This window comes from Frigoribacterium sp. PvP054 (assembly GCF_040547465.1).
GTDB lineage: Bacteria > Actinomycetota > Actinomycetes > Actinomycetales > Microbacteriaceae > Frigoribacterium.
Map to the genome: position 1 here is coordinate 1 of NZ_JBEPPU010000022.1, position 17,238 is coordinate 17,238.

Below are 17,238 nucleotides of genomic sequence, written 5' to 3' on the forward strand. Positions count from 1 at the left end.
TGTTCTTGCGCTACCCTCTGGCCAGCGGCCGCGGGGGGGCTGTGCGCGGCCCGCATCCGGGCCCCCCCCCCCCCCGGGGCCGGGGGCCCCGGGGGGGGGGGCCCCCCCCCCCCCGCGCGGGCCCCCCCCCGGGGGGGGGGGGGCCCCCCCCCGCGAGGGTGGTGCGACCTGCAGCAGGGGCCCGTCGCGTCAGGTCAGGAGGCGCGGTTCGGGCGACGACGCGGGCGGGGGTTCCGGTCGGGCCGTCTCCGTGCTAGCTTCTCGGTCTACCGAAACGTTTCGGTAGACCAGCGAGACCGCACACGACGAAGTGGGTGCCCCCCGATGACGACCACCGTTCCCCCGACCGTCGTCGACGCGGCCCGGGCCGCCTCGACGCCGTACCTCGTCCCGCTCACGCGCGAGCGCCTCCGGACGGTGCTCGACGAGGCCCTCGTGCACCGGAACGAGCTGACGGGCGCGCTCTCGCAGCTGACCTTCTCGAGCCCGGCCGCCTACGGCTCCGACCGCCCCGACTGGGCCGTCGGCCCCTTCGCCGCGGACCCGGCGTTCACCTTCACCCTCGACGGCCAGTGGCCCGACCCGGACGGCATCGGGTGGACGAGCGACTCCCTCTACAACCCCAGCCTGATCGAGCACGACGGCACGCTGCACCTCTTCTACCGGGCCTCGCCCCGCAAGGAGAGCCTCGGCAGCCGCATCGGCCACGCCACGCTCGCCCTCGCGCCCGACGGTCGGCCCGCCCCCGGGGCCGGCTGGGTCGACGACCCGGCCAACCCGGTCGTCCGCCCGACCCTCGACGACGAGCTCTACGGCACCGAGGACCCCAAGGTCTACCGGGCCGAGGGCCGCTTCTGGCTCTTCTACAACGGCGTCTTCCCGATCACCGAGGAGGCGCGGGTCGCGCACCCGAGCACCGGGTACCCCGTGCAGGCGGTCGGCATCGACGTGCTGCTGGCCGTCAGCGACGACCTCGTCACCTGGCAGAAGCTCGGGCCGATCGCGGACCACGAGCAGACGAGGCTCTGGGCCAAGGGCGCCGTCATCCCGCGCGACGAGCACGGCGACGCCGTCCGGCTCGGCGGCACCGGCTCGGCCGACGACCCCGGGCAGTACCTCATGTTCGTCAGCGAGGGCTTCGACGGCGTGCTCCACGTCGGCCGCTCGGACGACCTGCGTCGGTGGACCTTCGAGCCCGTGCCCTACCTCGACCTGTCCGACGTCGGCGGGCACCTGCACGAGGTGGCCGCGGCCGTCGTGACGGGCGACGGTCGGCTCGTGCTCGACGTGTTCCACGACGTCGACGGGGTCTTCGCCGCGAGCCAGGTGCTCTACGACGTCGCCAGGCCGTTCGACCAGCTCGCCCTGACGCCGGGCGGCTCGCTCAGCTGGGGCGGCCTGCAGAAGGTCGGCGGCCGGTGGACCTTCGCACAGGGCTGGGACGCCCCCGCCGGCCACCGCGACCTGTACTTCTACCGCACCGCACCCGACACCGCCGCACCCGACACCCCCGCACCCGAGACCACCCCCTAGCCGCACCGCAGCACCCACCCCCCACCCAAGGAGAACACCGTGCAACGACGCACACGCTTCACCCGCCGCGCCACCCTCGGCGCCACCGTCCTGGTCGCCGCCCTCGGCCTGACCGCCTGCTCGGGCGGAGGCGGCGCCTCGAGCGACGCCCTCACCGCCAAGGGCCCCATCACGATCTGGTACTCGAACAACGAGCAGGAGGTCAGCTGGGGCAAGGCCATGGTCGAGGCCTGGAACGCCGACCACCCCGACGAACAGGTCAAGGGGCAGGAGATCCCCGCCGGCAAGTCGAGCGAGGAGGTCATCGGGGCGGCCATCACGGCCGGCAACGCGCCCTGCCTCGTCTACAACACCGCCCCGAGCGCGGTCGGGCAGTTCCAGAAGCAGGGCGGCCTCGTCGACCTGTCGAGCTTCCCCGACGGCGCCAGCTACATCGAGGAGCGCAGCGGCGACCTCGCGAAGCAGTACCAGGACGCCGACGGCAAGTACTACCAGCTGCCCTGGAAGTCCAACCCGGTGATGATCTTCTACAACAAGGACCTCTTCACGAAGGCCGGGCTCGACGCCGAGAACCCGAGCCTGTCGACCTACGACGACTTCCTCGCGACCTCGAAGACCCTCGTCGACGCAGGCGTCTCGAAGTACGCCATCCACCCGGCCCCGACGAGCGAGTTCTTCCAGTCGCAGTTCGACTTCATGCCGCTCTACGCCGCCGAGACCGGGGGCACCGGCCTCGTCGAGGACGGCAAGGCCACCTTCGCCGACACCGCGGGCGAGGACGTCGCGACCTTCTGGCGTTCGCTCTACGAGCAGGGCCTGGCGGGTCAGGAGCAGTACACGGGCGACTCGTTCGCCGACGGCGAGGCCGCGATGTCGATCGTCGGACCCTGGGCCGTTTCCGTCTACAAGGACGTCAACTGGGGTGCCGTGCCCGTCCCGACCAAGGACGGCACGAGTGCCGACGAGACCTACACGTTCAGCGACGCCAAGAACGTCGGGATGTACACCGCCTGCGAGAACCAGGGCACGGCGTGGGACTTCCTGAAGTTCTCGACCAGCAGCGACGAGGACCGCGCCCTGCTCGAGACCACGGGCCAGATGCCGATCCGCACCGACCTGGCCTCGACCTACTCGGACTACTTCGACGCGAACCCGTCGTACGCGCTCTTCGGCGACCAGGCCGCGCGCACCGTCGAGGTGCCGGCCGGCCCGAACACGGTCGCCGAGCTGCAGGCCTTCCGTGACGCGTGGTCGAACAGCGTGATCTTCGGCAAGGGTGACGTCGACTCGTCGCTGAAGGACGCCGCGGACAAGATCGACGAGCTCGCGGCGCAGGGCTGATCGTGTCCACCGTGCACGAGGCGGCGGCAGCGTCGCCGACCGCCGGCCGCTCCGAGGAGGCGCACCGCGCCTCCTCGGGAGGCCCCGGTTCGGGGCACCGGGCGGGCCGTCGCCGAGGTGACGACCCGCGCGGGCGTCGCCGGGGCGGCCTGCTCGGCAAGAACCCGCTCGGCCTGCTGTTCAGCGCGCCGTACCTGGTGTTCGTGCTGGCGGTGTTCGCGTACCCGCTGGTCTACGCGGTCTACATCGCGTTCCACGACTATTTCTTCACCGCCCCCGGCGCGGTCGTCGCCCGCCCCTTCGTCGGCCTCGACAACTTCGTCACCGCGTTCACCGACCCGGCGGTCATCCGCTCGTTCGGCAACGTCGGCGTCTTCCTGGTGATCAACGTCCCGTTGACCGTCGTGCTGAGCATGGTGCTCGCCACGGCGCTCGACCGGGTCGTGCACTTCCGGGGCTTCCTGCGGGTGGCGTTCTACGTGCCGTACCTCACGGCGAGCGTCGCGGTGGTCGCCGTCTGGCTGTTCCTGTTCAACGGCGACGGACTCGTCAACCAGGTGCTCGGGCCGCTGGCCCCCACGCCGTCGTGGTTGATCAACTCGGCCTGGGCGATGCCCTCGATCGCGCTGTTCGTCACGTGGAAGCAGCTCGGCTTCTACATCCTGCTGTACCTCGCGGCACTGCAGAACGTGCCGAAGGAGCTGTACGAGGCGGCGTCGAGCGACGGTGCCGGCCCGATCCGGTCGTTCTTCACCGTCACGGTGCCGGGCGTCCGGCCCGCCACCGTGCTCGTGCTCCTCGTCTCGACCGTCACGGGTGCGAACCTCTTCACCGAGCCGTACCTGTTGACCGGGGGAGGCGGGCCGAACGGCGCGTCGACCTCGCCCGTGCTGCTGATGTACCAGAAGGGCATCGAGCAGGGGAACCCCGACCAGGCGGCCGCCATCGGCGTCGTGCTCGTGATCCTCGTGCTGGTCATCGCCCTGCTGCAGAACCGGTTCGCCGGTGGGAAGGACGAACGATGACGCTCGTCGACGACCACGCCCCGACCCCCGGGGCGAGCCCCGCCCGCACCCCGCGGGTGGCGAAGAAGCCACCGCTGACCCGTGCCCAGACGACGCTGCGGGGCGTCGTGCTCGCGATCGGCGCCCTGGCCTTCCTGTTCCCCTTCTACTACATGGTGATCGGGTCGCTGCAGACCAAGCCCGACCCGACCGTGGCGGGTGCCTTCCCGCACCCGTCGAACCTGACGGTCGAGAACTACGCCGCGATCGACAGCCGCATCGGACTGCTGACCGGCCTGGTCAACTCGGGCATCTTCACGGTCGGCGTGCTCGCCTGCACCCTCGTGTTCGGCGTGCTGGTCGGCTACGCGTTGGCCGTGCTGCAGTGGCGGGGCCGCGGGGTCACCTTCGCCCTGGCGCTCCTCGTGCAGGTGGTGCCGTTCCAGCTGCTGATCATCCCGCTGTACGTGCTGATCGCGCGCAACTACGGGTTGAGCGACAACTACCTCGGCATGATCCTGCCGTTCGCCATCAACTCGACGGCGGTGATCATCTTCCGGCAGTACTTCCTGCAGCTGCCGAGGGAGCTCTTCGAGGCGGCCCGCATCGACGGCACCGGCGAGTTCCGGCTGCTGTGGAACATCGCGCTGCCGCTCGTGCGCCCCGCGCTGGTCACGGCCCTGCTGCTGACCTTCATCGGCCCGTGGAACGAGTTCCTCTGGCCGTTCCTCATCACGAAGGAGGCCTCGATGCAGCCCCTGGCCGTCTCGCTGGCGAACTACATCAGCAACGTCGCGGCGACGGCGGCGAACCCGTTCGGCGCCACCCTCGCCGGTGCCGTCGTGCTGGCCGCGCCGGTCGTCCTGCTCTTCATCGTGTTCCAGCGCTACTTCATCTCGACCGACGTCGGTTCGAGCGTGAAGGGCTGACCGCCCTCGCACGCCGCCGTCCCGACCCCGTCGAGGAGGCGCGGTGCCGGTGCCCCGCGCCCCGCGCCTCCTCGGCTCCCTCCACCCGAAAGGCCCCCCATGGCTGACTTCCCCTACCGATTGACCCGCCTGGGCGTCGTGATGACCCCCGACCCCGATTCGCCCGACGAGGCCGAGGGGGTGCTCAACCCCGGCTCGGGGCGCGGGCCCGACGGCGAGCTGTACCTGCTGCCGCGACTCGTCGCCGCGGGCAACGTGTCGCGCGTCGGCCTGGCCCGGGTCGTCGTCGAGGACGGCGTGCCGGTCGGCGTGGCCCGCGAGGGCGTCGTCCTCGCACCCGACCGCGGGTGGGAACGGGGCGCCACGCACTCCGGCGTCGAGGACCCCCGCGTCACCTGGATCGCCGAGCTCGGCGTGCACGTCATGACCTACGTCGCCTACGGTCCGCTGGGGCCGCGCACGGCCGTGGCCGTCAGCGACGACCTGCGCGACTGGCGTCGGCTCGGCCCCGCGACGTTCGAGTACGTCGACGAGCTCGACACCGACCTCGGGCTCTTCCACAACAAGGACACCGTGTTCTTCCCCGAGGCCGTCACGGCACCCGACGGCGTGCGCAGCTTCGCCGTGCTGCACCGGCCCATGTGGCACATCGGGGCGACGGTGCCGGGCGAGGGCAGCCCGCTGCCGGCCGGCGTCACCGACGGGCGGCACTCGATCTGGATCAGCTACGTGCCGGTCGACGCCGTCGCGGCCGACCCCCGGGCGCTGGCCCGCTGGGGGCAGCACCGCTTCGTCGCCGGGCCGGCGTTCCCCTTCGAGGAGCTCAAGATCGGCGGCGGCCCGCCCCCGCTCCGCGTGCCCGAGGGCTGGCTGCTGCTGCACCACGGCGTCACCGGCGTGATCGACGACGCCTTCGCCCAGCAGCAGAACGTGAACTACGCCGCGGGCGGCATGATCCTCGACGCCGACGACCCGTCCCGCGTGGTCACCCGGTCGGAGGTGCCGCTGCTCGAGGCCGAGACCGCCGACGAGCGCGACGGCATCGTGCCGAACGTGGTGTTCCCCACGGCGATCGAGCAGATCGACGGCGTCGACGTCGTCTTCTACGGCATGGCCGACTCGAAGATCGGCGTCGCCCGCCTCGACCGGGCCTGACCCGCGCCCGGGTCCGCGCCGCGCGTCACCCCAGAGACCAACGACAAGAAGGAGGCGGTCGACGATGATCGCACGCAACCCACGATGGACGGGCGCGGCACTGGCCGCGGCCCTGGCGACCGTGCTGGGGGTGACGGGGGCGCTGCCGGCTGCCGCCGCGCCTCCCGGGCCGGCGGCCGCGCCGACGACGGCACCGACCGCACCCGCCGTGCCGGGCGGTGCGCCCACGACGCCGGCCGTCGCGCCGCTGACGAACCTGGCGCACCTGGACTTCCTGCTCGACCAGGCGACGCCCGCGCCCGAGGCCGGGCACTCGACGTACCGGCAGGACGTCGAGCCGGCGCTCACCCTGCCGTGGACCTACGCCGACGCCCGGGACGGCGGCACCTTCGCCCGGGTGGGCGGCGGCCCGCTCGACCCCGCGACCGGCTACTGGGGGCAGGGCGCCTACAACAGCGACGACGTGTCGCGAGCGGCCGTCGTCTACCTGCGCGACTGGAAGCAGACCGGCTCGGAGGCGAGCCGTGACAAGGCGTACGAGCTGCTGCGCGCGACCGCGTACTTCCAGACCACGACCGGCGACGCCGCCGGCAACGTCGTGCTCTGGATGCAGCCCGACGGCACGTTCAACCGCAGCCCCGTGCCGGTCGAGCTGCCCGACCCGTCCGACAGCGGCAACAGCTACTGGCTGGCCCGCAGTATCTGGGCCTTCGGCGAGGGCTACGCCGCCTTCGCGCAGAGCGACCCCGCGTTCGCCGCGTTCCTGCAGCAGCGGCTGCAGCTCGGCGTGACGGCCCTGAACCGCGACACGCTGTCGCACTACGGAGAGTACGACGTGGCCGACGGGGTGAAGGTGCCCGCGTGGCTGATCGTCGACGGGGCCGACGCCTCGTCCGAGGCCGTCCTCGGGCTGACCGCCTACTCGGCCGTCGCGCCGGGGGACGCGGCCGCGCGGACCGCCCTGACGCAGCTCGCCGAGGGAGTCGCGGCGATGTCGTCGGGCGACGGGCAGACCTGGCCGTACGGAGCCGTGCTGCCCTGGGCGAAGTCCCGCTCGATGTGGCACGCCTGGTCGTCGCAGATGCCCGTCGCCCTGGCCAGGGCCTCCACCCTGCTCGGTCGACCCGACCTGCTGAAGCCGGCCGTGCTCGACCAGACGTCGTTCACCACGACCCTGCTCACCGCGAGCGGGCCCGACAACGCCTGGTACCCGACCCCCGTCGACCAGACGCAGATCGCCTACGGGGCCGACTCGCGGCTGCAGTCGGCGCTCGCCGTGGCGTCGGCGTCGGGCTCGGGCTCCGGTGTCGGCCAGGGCTCCGGCCCGGGTGCGACGGGACCGGGTGCGAAGGGCCCTGACGCGAAGGGCCCTGACCCGAAGGGGTCGACGGCCCCGGGGCTGAGGCGCATCGCGGCGGTGGCCGCGAGCTGGTACTTCGGCACCAACCGCTCGGGCGCTCCCGTGTACGACCGCGCCACGGGAGTGACCTACGACGGCGTGCAGGCCGACGGCACGGTCAACCGCAACAGCGGCGCGGAGAGCACGATCCACGGTCTGCTGTCGATGATCGCGCTCGACGGCGCCCCCGACGTCTCGGCCGAGGCGCAGGGCCTGACGAGCGTCACCTCGCGTGACGGCCTGACCGTGGTCGAGGCCGAGACGGCGTCGACCACGACGGGCACCGTCGTCACGCCCGACTCGGCCTGGACGGGCGAGTCGCAGTACAGCGGTGGCTCGGCCCTGCGTCTCGAGCCCGGGCAGAGCGCGACGATCACGGTGCCCGCGGGCTCCGGGCTGCGGCACGTCGAGCCCGTGCTGCTGGCCGCAGAAGGCGTCCGGTCGACGTCGGTCTGGAAGTCGGGTCGCGTGCCCCTGGGGACGCTGACGACGCAGGCCGGCGCCCAGGGCGTGACCGCCGCCTCCGGGGCCCTGCTGCCCCAGACCCTGCCGGTGCCGATCGGTGCCGGGGCGACGACGATCACCGTGACCGCCGGGCGGAACGCGACCGTCGTCGACGGCCTGATCGTGCGCCCGCTCGTGCAGAGGCTGGTGCTCGCCGGCACGGCGGCCGACGGGCGGGCGACGACGACCGAACTGGTGTCGTCGACCTCGCGCCTGCCGCTGCCGACCTCGGTCGGCGTGCGGGGCAGCCGGTCGTCGCTGTCGTCGTACGACGCGCAGGGCCGCCTCGTGCAGCAGCGTGACGTCCAGGGCCGCAGCGTGATCGTGGTGAAGCCCGGAGGCTTCGCCGTCCTCACCCGCTAGCGCGCCCCCGAGACCCCAGGAACCCGCTCAGACCCCACGCCGCGCGCAAGGGTCTCGGCGGGTTCCTGGGGTCTCGTCGCGCCGGGACCGCAGGAGGCGCGGGTACGGTCGAGCGCATGAGCGACGACACCCAGGCCCCCGGTCCCGACGACGCCGACCGCGACACGAGCCCTGGGCACCCGGTCGACCACGACCCGACCGGCATGACCGACGACGAGAAGCGGCACGACCAGCTCACCCGTGCCCCGAAGTCGGACGAGTCGGACGCGGCACCGCGCATCACGACCGAGGACCGCGGCGACGGCGTCACCCGCATCGACGTCGCCGACACCGCCAAGGTCCGCCCGGGCAAGGCCGACTGACGCGGGGTGGGGGTCGGCGGGCCGTCCGCGGCGGCCGACCCGCGCCTCCTCCCCACGCGCTTCGCAAACGGGACAGCACCCGTGCGCCCGCCCGCCCCCGGGCATACCGTGCACGCATGGTGTCCCAGGTCAGCGCAGAAACCAGTCCACCGAACGCGACGACGGGCACGGGTGCGAACCCGCCCGGCGTGCCCACCACGACGATCACGCTCGACGTCAACGGCAGCCCGCACCGGCTCGAGGTCGACAACCGCACGTCGCTGCTCGACGCCCTGCGCGAGCGACTCGACCTGACCGGCTCGAAGAAGGGTTGCGACCACGGCCAGTGCGGCGCCTGCACGGTGCTCGTCGACGGACGTCGCACCAACAGCTGTCTCGTCCTGGCCGTCAGCGCCGAGGGCAGCGACGTCACCACGGTCGAGGGCCTGGCCGACGGCGACGCCCTCCACCCGGTGCAGCAGGCGTTCCTCGACCGGGACGCCTACCAGTGCGGCTACTGCACGCCGGGCCAGATCTGCTCGACGGTCGGCATGCTCGAGGAGGCGCGGGCCGGCATGCCGAGCCACGTCACCACCGACATCACCGACGGAGAGATCGACCTCGACGACGAGGAGGTCCGCGAACGCCTCAGCGGCAACCTCTGCCGCTGCGGGGCCTACCTGAACATCGTCCCGGCCGTGCACGACGCGGCCTGCGCGCACGACGCCGCCACCGAGGGAGCCACCCGATGAAGACGTTCGAGTACGAGCGGGCGACCGACGTCGCCTCCGCGGTCGCCATCCTCGACCGCACCCCGAACGCCAAGGCCCTGGCCGGCGGCACCAACCTGGTCGACCTGATGAAGCTCGGCGTCGAGCGTCCGGACCTGCTGGTCGACGTCAGCCGCCTCGACTTCGGCGGCGTCGACGAGCTGCCCGACGGCGGGCTGCGCATCGGCGCGGGGGTCCGCAACAGCGACCTCGCCGCCCACCCGCTCGTCCGCACCCGCTACCCGGCCCTGACCCGTGCCCTGGTCAGCGCGGCCTCGGGTCAGCTGCGCAACCAGGCGACGACCGGCGGCAACCTGCTGCAGCGCACCCGGTGCACCTACTTCATGGACACCACGAAGCCCTGCAACAAGCGCGAACCCGGCACGGGGTGCGGCGCGATCGCCGGACTGTCGCGCGAGCTCGGCATCCTCGGCGTCAACGACCTCTGCATCGCGACGCACCCGGGAGACATGGCCGTCGCCCTGGCCGCCCTCGACGCCGTGGTCGTCTTCGAGACGGTCGACGGCGAGCAGCGCCTGCCGGTCGACGAGTTCTTCCGCGAGCCGGGAGACGACCCGACCCGCGACACGAACCTGCCGAGCGGGGCCCTGATCACGGCGGTCGAGCTGCCGGCACTGCCGGTCGCGACGAACTCGACCTACCGCAAGGCGCGCGACCGCCGGTCGTACGCCTTCGCCCTGGGCTCGGTCGCCGCCGCGCTGTCGGTCGACGACGCCGGCCTCGTGACCGACGTCCGCATCGCCCTGGGGGCCGCGTCGCCCGTGCCGTGGCGCGCCCGCAAGGCCGAGGACGCGCTGGTCGGCTCGCCGGCGACGCCCGCCTCGTTCGCGGCCGCCGCGCAGCTCGAGCTGGCCGCCGCGACGACCACCGAGCAGAACGCCTTCAAGGTCGCGCTGCTGACCCGCCTCGTCGTCGGGGTGCTGAGCGAGCTCGCCGGCCTCGACCACGAGGCCGACGACACGGGAGAGGGCGTCGATCCCTCTCCGTTCCGCCCGACGGGAGCCAACGGGGGCCACCGGCACGTCGCGGCCGACGTCGAGCCGGCGACCGCCGCCGACACCGAGGCCGGCTCCGACACCGAGGGGAGCGCCGCATGACCGCCGTCGACGTCGTCACGCCCGTCGACACGAGCGTCCCCACCGGTCTCGGCGCCCCCGTCGCCCGGCTCGAGGGCCGCGACAAGGTGACCGGTGCCGCCCGCTACACCTACGAGCACACGCCCGACGGCGTGCTCTACGGCTGGATCGCGCAGTCGACGGTGACGACCGGCACGATCACCGGCTCGAACCGCGACGAGGTGCTCGCCATGCCCGGCGTGCAGGACGTGATCACCCACGAGCAGGCCCCGCACCTCGAGGACGCCGAGGACGGCGAGCTGCTCGTGCTGCAGTCGGCCGCCGTCGCCTACCGCGGGCAGCCCGTCGCGCTCGTCGTGGCCGACACGTTCGACACGGCGCGCGAGGCGGCCTCGGCCCTGACCTTCGACTACGACGTGGGCCCCGGTGACGTCGTGCTCGGCACGGACCACCCGTCGCTCTACGCTCCCGAGACCGTCAACGCGGGCTTCGAGACCGACACCTCGCAGGGCGACGTCGACGCGGCGATGGCCGACTCGTCCGTCACCATCGACGAGACGTACGAGACCGCCGCCCTGTTCAACAGCCCGATGGAGCCGCACGCCACGGTCGCCACCTGGGTCGACGGCGAGCTCGACGTGCTCGACTCGAACCAGGGCACCAGCGGCGTGGCGACGACGCTCGCCACGCTCTTCTCGCTCGACCCGTCGGCCGTGCGCGTGCGGGCCGAGCACGTCGGCGGCGGCTTCGGCTCGAAGGGTTCGGCACGCCCCGTCGTGGTGCTCGCCTCGATCGGAGCGATGCGGACCGGTCGTCCGGTGAAGGTCGCCTACACGCGCCAGATGATGTTCGCGATCGCGGGTTACCGCACGCCGACGATCTCGCGCGTCCGGCTGGCCGCCGACTCCGAGGGGCACCTCTCGGCCCTGTCGCACGAGGCCTACTCGCACTCGTCGACGCTGCAGGAGTTCACCGAGCAGACCGCCGAGCCGACCCGTCACCTGTGGGCCGCGCCGAGCCGTCTCATGACGCACCGCCTGGCCCGACTCGACGTGCCGACGCCGCGCTGGATGCGCGCGCCGGGCGAGGCGCCGGGCGTCTACGCCGTCGAGTCGGCGATGGACGAACTGGCGTCGAAGCTCGACCTCGACCCGGTCGAGCTGCGCGTCCGCAACGAGCCCGAGGTCGACCCGCACACCGGCCAGCCGTTCAGCAGTCGGCACCTGGTCGACTGCCTGCGGCGCGGAGCCGAGCTGTTCGGCTGGGAGGGCCGCGACCCCCGCCAGGGCGTGCGCCGGGTCGGACGCTGGCTGGTCGGCACGGGCGTCGCCGCCGCGACCTACCCCGCGAGCGTCATGCCCGCGGGTGCCCGGGTGACCGCGTTGCCCGGCGGCCGGTTCGAGGTGGGCGTCAACGCGACCGACATCGGCCAGGGCGCCCGCACGGTCATGGCGCAGATCGCCGCCTCCGAGCTGGGCGTGCCGCTCGACCTGGTCGACCTGCACATCGCCGACAGCAGGCTGCCGACCGCCGGCGTGGCCGGCGGGTCGTCGGGCACGGCGTCGTGGGGGTGGGCGGTCACCAAGGCGAGCAGGCAGGTGACCGAGCTGCTGGCGCAGGGCCAGCCCGTGCCTCCCGAAGGCCTCGAGGTCGTCGTCGACATCGCCGAGGACATCGCGACCATGAGCGACCACTCGCGGTTCGCGTACGGCGCCCAGTTCGTCGAGGCGCGCGTCGACCTCGACTCGGGCGAGATCGTCGTGCCGCGCATGGTCGGCGTCTTCGCGGCCGGGCGCATCATGAACGCGCGCACCGCCCGGTCGCAGTTCGCCGGCGGCATGACGATGGGCCTGTCGATGGCGCTGCACGAGCACGGCATGCTCGACCCGACCCAGGGCGACTACGGCAACCACGACTTCGCGACGTACCACGTGGCGGCCAACGCCGACGTGGGGTCGATCGAGGTCGAGTGGCTCGACGAAGAGGACCCGCACCTCGCCCCGATGGGCGGCAAGGGCATCGGCGAGATCGGCAACGTCGGGGCCGCGGCGGCCGTGGCGAACGCCGTCGCCCACGCGACCGGCATCCGGGTGCGCGACCTGCCGATCCAGCCCGACAAGCTGCTCGCCGAGTTGCCCACGCGGTACTGACCGGCCCCTCCGGCGGGAGGCGCGGTGTCGGCGGACGCCGCGCCTCCCGCCCGTGGGTCGCGTCAGCCGATCAGGTGGATGCTGCCGTCGCGGTCGCGCAGCGGCGCCCGCGAGGCCCCCGAGCGTGCGGCGAGCACCTCGGCCAGGATCGACACGGCGGTCTCCTCGGGCGTGCTCGCGCCGAGGTCGAGCCCGATGGGCGAGTGCAGGCGGGCCAGCGCCTCGTCGCCGACCGACCGCTCGCGCAGGGCCGCCATGCGTCGGTCGTGGGTCACGCGTGACCCCATCGCCCCGACGTAGGCCGCCGGTGAGGCCAGCGCCGCGGCGACCAGGTCGGCGTCGAAGCGTTCGTCGTGCGAGAGCACGGCGACGACCGTGCGCTCGTCGACCTCGGTGCGCGCCAGGTAGTTCGGCGGCCACTCGACGACGACCTCGTCGGCCGAGGGGAACCGCTCAGGGGTCATGAAGACGGGTCGCGGGTCGCACACCGTCACCCGGTAGCCGAGCACGGCCCCGGCGTTGCAGAGGGCCACGGCGAACTCGACGGCTCCGAAGACGAGGAGGCGCGGCGGAGGCACCGAGCGCTCGCCGAAGACCCTCAGGCCGTCGCAGTCGTCGACGGTCGGCACGACCTCGCCGGTGCGGACCGGCCCGAGCACCACGTGGGCGGTGGCCTCACGGCCGGCGGCGGCGTCGCGCAGGGCCGCGATCGTCACGGCGTCGTCGGGCGTGACGAGTCGGGCGAGCACCTCGATGCGTCCGCCGCAGCTCAGGCCGACCTCGAAGGCCGTCTCGTCGCTGAAGCCGAAGGTCTCGAGCTGGGCCACGCCGTCGTCGAGCACCTGCGTGCAGATCTCGTACACCGCGCCCTCGACGCAGCCGCCCGAGATGCTGCCGATCACGGTGCCGTCGGTCGTCACGGCCATCGAGGTGCCGACCGTGCGCGGGGCGCTGCCCACCACCGAGACGGCCGTCGCCACGGCCAGGCGCTCGCCCGCGTCGAGGCGGGCCAGCAGGCGGTCGGCGATCTCGAACACGGGACTCCTCGGGTCGGCGTCGGGCGGCGCCAGACCTCGATGCTGCCACGGCCCGGGGTCGGCGGCACGTCACGCCGCCGGACGTTCGCCGCGTGGACAGCCCGACCGAGCCCCCGGCTACCCTGTCCGCATGCCCGACGACGCCCGCCCGACCCGCGCCGCCGGGGGCACCGGCCCGTCGCACGCGGACGCACCCGGCACGGGCGCATCCGGCGCGGGCGCACCTGGCACGGTCGCGCCCGGCGCGGACTCGTCGGAGGGAGGCGTGGTCGGCTTGCTGCTCGCGGCCGGGGCCGGGACGCGCATGGGCCGCCCGAAGGCGCTCGTGGTCGACGAGCACGGGCCCTGGCTGACCCGCACGGTGGCGACCCTGCTCGACGGGGGCTGCGACCGCGTCGTCGTCGTGCTCGGTGCGGGCGAGGACGAGGCACGGGCGCTGTTGGCCGCCGACCCGCGCCTCCTGCCCGTCGAGACGCCGGCGTCGACCGAGGCCACGGACGCGTCCCGGGCCGACCCGCGCCTCCTCGGGTCGGACGCCCCGGCGCGCGTGTCGGTCGTCGTCGCGGACGACTGGACCGACGGCCTCGCCGCCTCGCTCGCCACCGGGCTGACCGCGCTCGCCGTGTCCGACCCCGAGGAGGCGCGGCTCGCCGTCGTCACGTTGGTCGACTACCCGGGTCTGCCGTCGGCCGCCGTCTCGCGGTTGCTGTCGCCCGTGGCCGTCGACGCGCCGCTCGGCCAGACCGCGCTGCGGCGCTCGGTGTTCGGCGGACGCCCGGGTCACCCCGTCGTGGTCGGACGGTCCCACTGGGCCGACCTCGTGGCGTCCCTCACCGGAGATCGCGGGGCCGGTCCCTACCTGACGGCCCACGCCGCCGAACCGGTCGACTGCTCCGACCTCTGGGACGGCTGCGACGTCGACGCCCCCACCTGACCCCGCACCGGCCGAGCGTCAGTTGCACTTCCCGCTGCCGCTGAAGCACGGGGTGTAGTTCGCGGGCAGGGGCTCCTGGCGGGGGGTGGGGGACTCCCACCGGTCGCCGGGGACGGGCGCGCCGACCGCGCCGACCACGACCAGCCCGGCGACGACGACGGTCGCGACCACGGCGCCACGATGACCGGCGGTGATCGCGGCGAACAGCGCGACGACGAGACAGGCGAGGCAGGCGACGAGGGTCCTCAGCCAGCCGGCCGCGGCGTCGTCGCTGACGGTCGGAGGGTCGCCGAAGAGGCTGAACTCGGCCGAGAACCACTGCCCGGCCAGCGAGAGCATCAGCAGGACGCCCGCCGCGAGGGCGAGGGCCTCGACGACGACGGCGACGCGGTGGACGGTGGAGCGGCCTTCGCGGGGACGGCTCACGCCGGCCGGGGGTGCCGCAGGCCCCGGGGAGGCCGCCGCGCCGACGGGGGTGGGTCCGGCCGATGCGGGTCCGACGGGTTCGGGTCCGACGGGTTCGGGTACTACCGGTTCGAGTCCTACCGGCCCGGGTCCGACCGGCCCGGGCGCGTCTCCGGGCGCGCGTGCGGCCGCAGGTGTGGCCTGGCCCGTCGACTCGCGATCGCCCCGTCCCGACCGTGCCGCGAGGACGACGAACGCCGCCAAGCCGACGGTGGCGGCGAACGGCAGGCTGACGAAGACCAGGGTGGGCAGGGTGTAAGGCGAGAAACCGGCCCGGATGCCCGACGTGACGCCCGACCCGACCGTCAGCTCGACGCCCGCCCGGGCGACGGCCGCCGCGGCGACGTAGAGCCAGGCCCGGCGCGACGGGGTGGCGTCCGACCACCGCCGGGCGACCAACACGGCGAGGAGGGCCCAGACGACGAACGGCACGAGCCCGACGCGGGCGAGCGCCTCGGGCAGCTCGAGCAGCGAGGCGACGGTGCGTCCGGCCGAGGCCGACACCGTGAACAGCACCCGTCCGGCGACGATCAGGGCCGCCGCGGTGCCGACCACCCAGGCGACCTCGTGCCGGTCGACCCGTCGGCGCGGGCTCGCCGCCGCCCCCGCCGGCCGGCCCCCGGGCTGAGTGTTCGTCATGGGTAGACGCTAGCGGCGGCTGGCCTGGCAGACGTCATCCCGACGACGGACGTCGGCCCCGTCCCGACCCGCCCCGCGCCTCCCCGTCCGCCCCATGAACCCGGTTTCGATCGATGAACCCGGAAGCTTCCGGGTTCATCCGTCGAAACCGGGTTCATCGTGGGCTCGGCGGATGACCGCCGCGGCACGCACGACGGCAGCATCTCGATGGCAGCCCCCGTGCCGCGCGCCCTAGCGTCGATCTCATGCCGATCACGCCCGACACGAAGAACTGGACCTGGGTGCTCGACCGCCCCTGCCCCGACTGCGGCTTCGACCCCGCCCGGGTCGCGTTCCGCGACGTGCCGCGCCTGGTCCGCGAGAACGCCGCCGCCTGGCCCGCCGAACTCGCCCGACCCGACGCCCGCACGCGTCCGGACGACGCCACGTGGTCCCCCCTCGAGTACGGAGCGCACGTGCGCGACGTGTTCCGCACCTTCGACGCGCGCCTCCGGCTGATGCTCGCCGAGGACGCCCCGACCTTCGCGAACTGGGACCAGGACGCCACGGCGCTCGACGACGACTACGCCGCCCAGCAGCCTGCGGTCGTGGCCGACGAACTCGTGGCGGCGGCCGCCGTCGTCGCCGACGCGTTCGAGGCGGTGCGCGACGACCAGCTCGACCGGGTGGGCCTCCGCAGCGACGGCTCGGCCTTCACCGTCGACTCCCTCGCCCGCTACTTCGTGCACGACCCCGTGCACCACCTGCACGACGTCCGCCGCTGACGCCGGGCCCGCGGCCCTGTCCCACCGCTGACGGGGCGACAGCCGCCCGGTCTCGCCGCTCGCGTCACACGGCCGACGTGCAGGGTTCGACGTCCGGCCGACGGATCGACGTCCCGACCGGCACCCCGAGGAGGCGCGGCCAGGCTCGCGCCATGACCGAACGTTCCGCAGACGGCCGGCTGATCGTGCGTGTCGTCCCCGACCTCGCGGGCACGGTGCTGTGGTCCGACGGCGCCCTCGACCATGCCGACGCACGCCTGTCGCCCGGGCTCGAGGCCGACCTGCGGGCGTGGGAGGCCTGCCACCGGACGCGGCTCGACCCCGGCGTCCGGGTGCACGATCCCGCCGACGCCCGGGCCTTCGCCCGGACGGGCGCCGCCCTGGCCGATCGCCTGGCGGGCGAACTCGGCGACGGAGTCGAGGTGCACCTCGTCGTCGGGGGTCGCACGATCCACTGGTCGTCTGGACCCCCGACAAACCCGCGCGCCGCTCGAGCCCTGCACGACCGCGCCGCACAGGCGGAGGCCGAGGCGCGCGAGATCGCCGCCCGCCACCCTGACGGCGGCTGGTACGCCTACGCACCGCTCTCGGGCACCCGCTTCAGGCCGTCCCCGGGCGAGCACCCCTCGCCCGGCACCCACCGCCCGTCCGACTGAGGCCGACCCGTACCCGCCGCCGCTGTCGCCCCCGCGCGGGGGGGGGGGCCCCCCCCCCCAGCCCGGGGGGCCGCCCCCCCCGGGGGGGGCCCCCCCCCCCCCCCCCCCCCCCCCCCCGCCCCCCCCCCCCCCCCCCCCCCCCCCCCCCCCCCCCCCC

At 74.0% G+C, this 17,238-nt stretch carries 15 protein-coding genes; 13 read left to right on the plus strand and 2 right to left on the minus strand.

Annotated elements, in window-relative coordinates; translation table 11 throughout:
- The first annotated feature begins 324 nt into the window (after positions 1-324).
- The 10 genes from ABID81_RS15485 (at position 325) to ABID81_RS15530 (ending at position 12,586) form a co-directional block, all read left to right on the plus strand.
- Positions 325-1,533, plus strand: a complete 1,209-nt coding sequence (locus ABID81_RS15485) for a glycoside hydrolase family protein (RefSeq protein WP_354595669.1) — start codon at positions 325-327, stop codon at positions 1,531-1,533.
- 39 nt (positions 1,534-1,572) lie between these two features.
- Positions 1,573-2,874 (plus strand): ABC transporter substrate-binding protein, encoded by a 1,302-nt coding sequence (locus ABID81_RS15490; protein WP_502915246.1) that lies wholly within the window; start codon positions 1,573-1,575, stop codon positions 2,872-2,874.
- Between the two features lie 11 nt (positions 2,875-2,885).
- The gene (locus tag ABID81_RS15495) at positions 2,886-3,899 is read left to right on the plus strand and encodes a carbohydrate ABC transporter permease (protein WP_488628661.1); all 1,014 of its coding nucleotides are present in this window, start codon (positions 2,886-2,888) and stop codon (positions 3,897-3,899) included.
- Complete coding sequence (locus ABID81_RS15500; RefSeq protein WP_354595670.1) at positions 3,896-4,807, plus strand: carbohydrate ABC transporter permease; 912 nt, start codon at positions 3,896-3,898, stop codon at positions 4,805-4,807. Before ABID81_RS15495 ends, ABID81_RS15500 begins: the two co-directional genes overlap by 4 nt.
- A 99-nt stretch (positions 4,808-4,906) precedes the next feature.
- Positions 4,907-5,962, plus strand: coding sequence for a glycoside hydrolase family 130 protein (locus tag ABID81_RS15505; RefSeq protein WP_354595671.1), 1,056 nt, complete (start codon positions 4,907-4,909; stop codon positions 5,960-5,962).
- 64 nt (positions 5,963-6,026) lie between these two features.
- A complete protein-coding gene (locus tag ABID81_RS15510; protein ID WP_354595672.1) occupies positions 6,027-8,228 on the plus strand; it encodes a hypothetical protein in 2,202 nt (733 codons plus the stop codon).
- 116 nt (positions 8,229-8,344) lie between these two features.
- Complete coding sequence (locus ABID81_RS15515) at positions 8,345-8,590, plus strand: hypothetical protein (RefSeq protein ID WP_354595673.1); 246 nt, start codon at positions 8,345-8,347, stop codon at positions 8,588-8,590.
- Positions 8,591-8,706: 116 nt separating this feature from the next.
- Positions 8,707-9,321, plus strand: a complete 615-nt coding sequence (locus ABID81_RS15520) for a 2Fe-2S iron-sulfur cluster-binding protein (RefSeq protein WP_354595674.1) — start codon at positions 8,707-8,709, stop codon at positions 9,319-9,321.
- Positions 9,318-10,457, plus strand: coding sequence for an FAD binding domain-containing protein (locus ABID81_RS15525; protein ID WP_354595675.1), 1,140 nt, complete (start codon positions 9,318-9,320; stop codon positions 10,455-10,457). Before ABID81_RS15520 ends, ABID81_RS15525 begins: the two co-directional genes overlap by 4 nt.
- A complete protein-coding gene (locus ABID81_RS15530) occupies positions 10,454-12,586 on the plus strand; it encodes a xanthine dehydrogenase family protein molybdopterin-binding subunit (RefSeq protein ID WP_354595676.1) in 2,133 nt (710 codons plus the stop codon). Before ABID81_RS15525 ends, ABID81_RS15530 begins: the two co-directional genes overlap by 4 nt.
- A gap of 62 nt (positions 12,587-12,648) precedes the next feature.
- Here the strand turns inward: ABID81_RS15530 and ABID81_RS15535 are convergent, their stop codons facing one another.
- A complete protein-coding gene (locus tag ABID81_RS15535; protein ID WP_354595677.1) occupies positions 12,649-13,623 on the minus strand; it encodes an XdhC family protein in 975 nt (324 codons plus the stop codon).
- Between the two features lie 130 nt (positions 13,624-13,753).
- On the opposite strand from ABID81_RS15535, the gene ABID81_RS15540 reads away from it, so the two are divergent.
- Complete coding sequence (locus tag ABID81_RS15540) at positions 13,754-14,557, plus strand: nucleotidyltransferase family protein (RefSeq protein ID WP_354595678.1); 804 nt, start codon at positions 13,754-13,756, stop codon at positions 14,555-14,557.
- 18 nt (positions 14,558-14,575) lie between these two features.
- Here ABID81_RS15540 and ABID81_RS15545 read toward each other — a convergent pair whose 3' ends face one another.
- Positions 14,576-15,661, minus strand: a complete 1,086-nt coding sequence (locus ABID81_RS15545) for a DUF6234 family protein (RefSeq protein WP_354595679.1) — start codon at positions 15,659-15,661, stop codon at positions 14,576-14,578.
- Positions 15,662-15,906: 245 nt separating this feature from the next.
- Between ABID81_RS15545 and ABID81_RS15550 the strand changes: the two genes are divergently transcribed.
- Together ABID81_RS15550 and ABID81_RS15555 are read left to right on the plus strand one after the other, a co-directional pair.
- Positions 15,907-16,425 (plus strand): DinB family protein, encoded by a 519-nt coding sequence (locus tag ABID81_RS15550; RefSeq protein ID WP_354595680.1) that lies wholly within the window; start codon positions 15,907-15,909, stop codon positions 16,423-16,425.
- A gap of 152 nt (positions 16,426-16,577) precedes the next feature.
- On the plus strand, positions 16,578-17,081 hold the full coding sequence (locus ABID81_RS15555; RefSeq protein WP_354595681.1) for an immunity protein CdiI family protein: 504 nt from the start codon (positions 16,578-16,580) through the stop codon (positions 17,079-17,081).
- Positions 17,082-17,238 lie beyond the last annotated feature (157 nt).

Bases quoted from the DNA above. Each gene is read 5' to 3' on its own strand.
- ABID81_RS15485 (WP_354595669.1), top strand. From the start codon at position 325: ATGACGACCACCGTTCCCCCGACCGTCGTCGACGCGGCCCGGGCCGCC.
- ABID81_RS15500 (WP_354595670.1), top strand. From the start codon at position 3,896: ATGACGCTCGTCGACGACCACGCCCCGACCCCCGGGGCGAGCCCCGCC.
- ABID81_RS15505 (WP_354595671.1), top strand. From the start codon at position 4,907: ATGGCTGACTTCCCCTACCGATTGACCCGCCTGGGCGTCGTGATGACC.
- ABID81_RS15510 (WP_354595672.1), top strand. From the start codon at position 6,027: ATGATCGCACGCAACCCACGATGGACGGGCGCGGCACTGGCCGCGGCC.
- ABID81_RS15515 (WP_354595673.1), top strand. From the start codon at position 8,345: ATGAGCGACGACACCCAGGCCCCCGGTCCCGACGACGCCGACCGCGAC.
- ABID81_RS15520 (WP_354595674.1), top strand. From the start codon at position 8,707: ATGGTGTCCCAGGTCAGCGCAGAAACCAGTCCACCGAACGCGACGACG.
- ABID81_RS15525 (WP_354595675.1), top strand. From the start codon at position 9,318: ATGAAGACGTTCGAGTACGAGCGGGCGACCGACGTCGCCTCCGCGGTC.
- ABID81_RS15530 (WP_354595676.1), top strand. From the start codon at position 10,454: ATGACCGCCGTCGACGTCGTCACGCCCGTCGACACGAGCGTCCCCACC.
- ABID81_RS15540 (WP_354595678.1), top strand. From the start codon at position 13,754: ATGCCCGACGACGCCCGCCCGACCCGCGCCGCCGGGGGCACCGGCCCG.
- ABID81_RS15545 (WP_354595679.1), bottom strand. From the start codon at position 15,661: ATGACGAACACTCAGCCCGGGGGCCGGCCGGCGGGGGCGGCGGCGAGC.
- ABID81_RS15550 (WP_354595680.1), top strand. From the start codon at position 15,907: ATGCCGATCACGCCCGACACGAAGAACTGGACCTGGGTGCTCGACCGC.
- ABID81_RS15555 (WP_354595681.1), top strand. From the start codon at position 16,578: ATGACCGAACGTTCCGCAGACGGCCGGCTGATCGTGCGTGTCGTCCCC.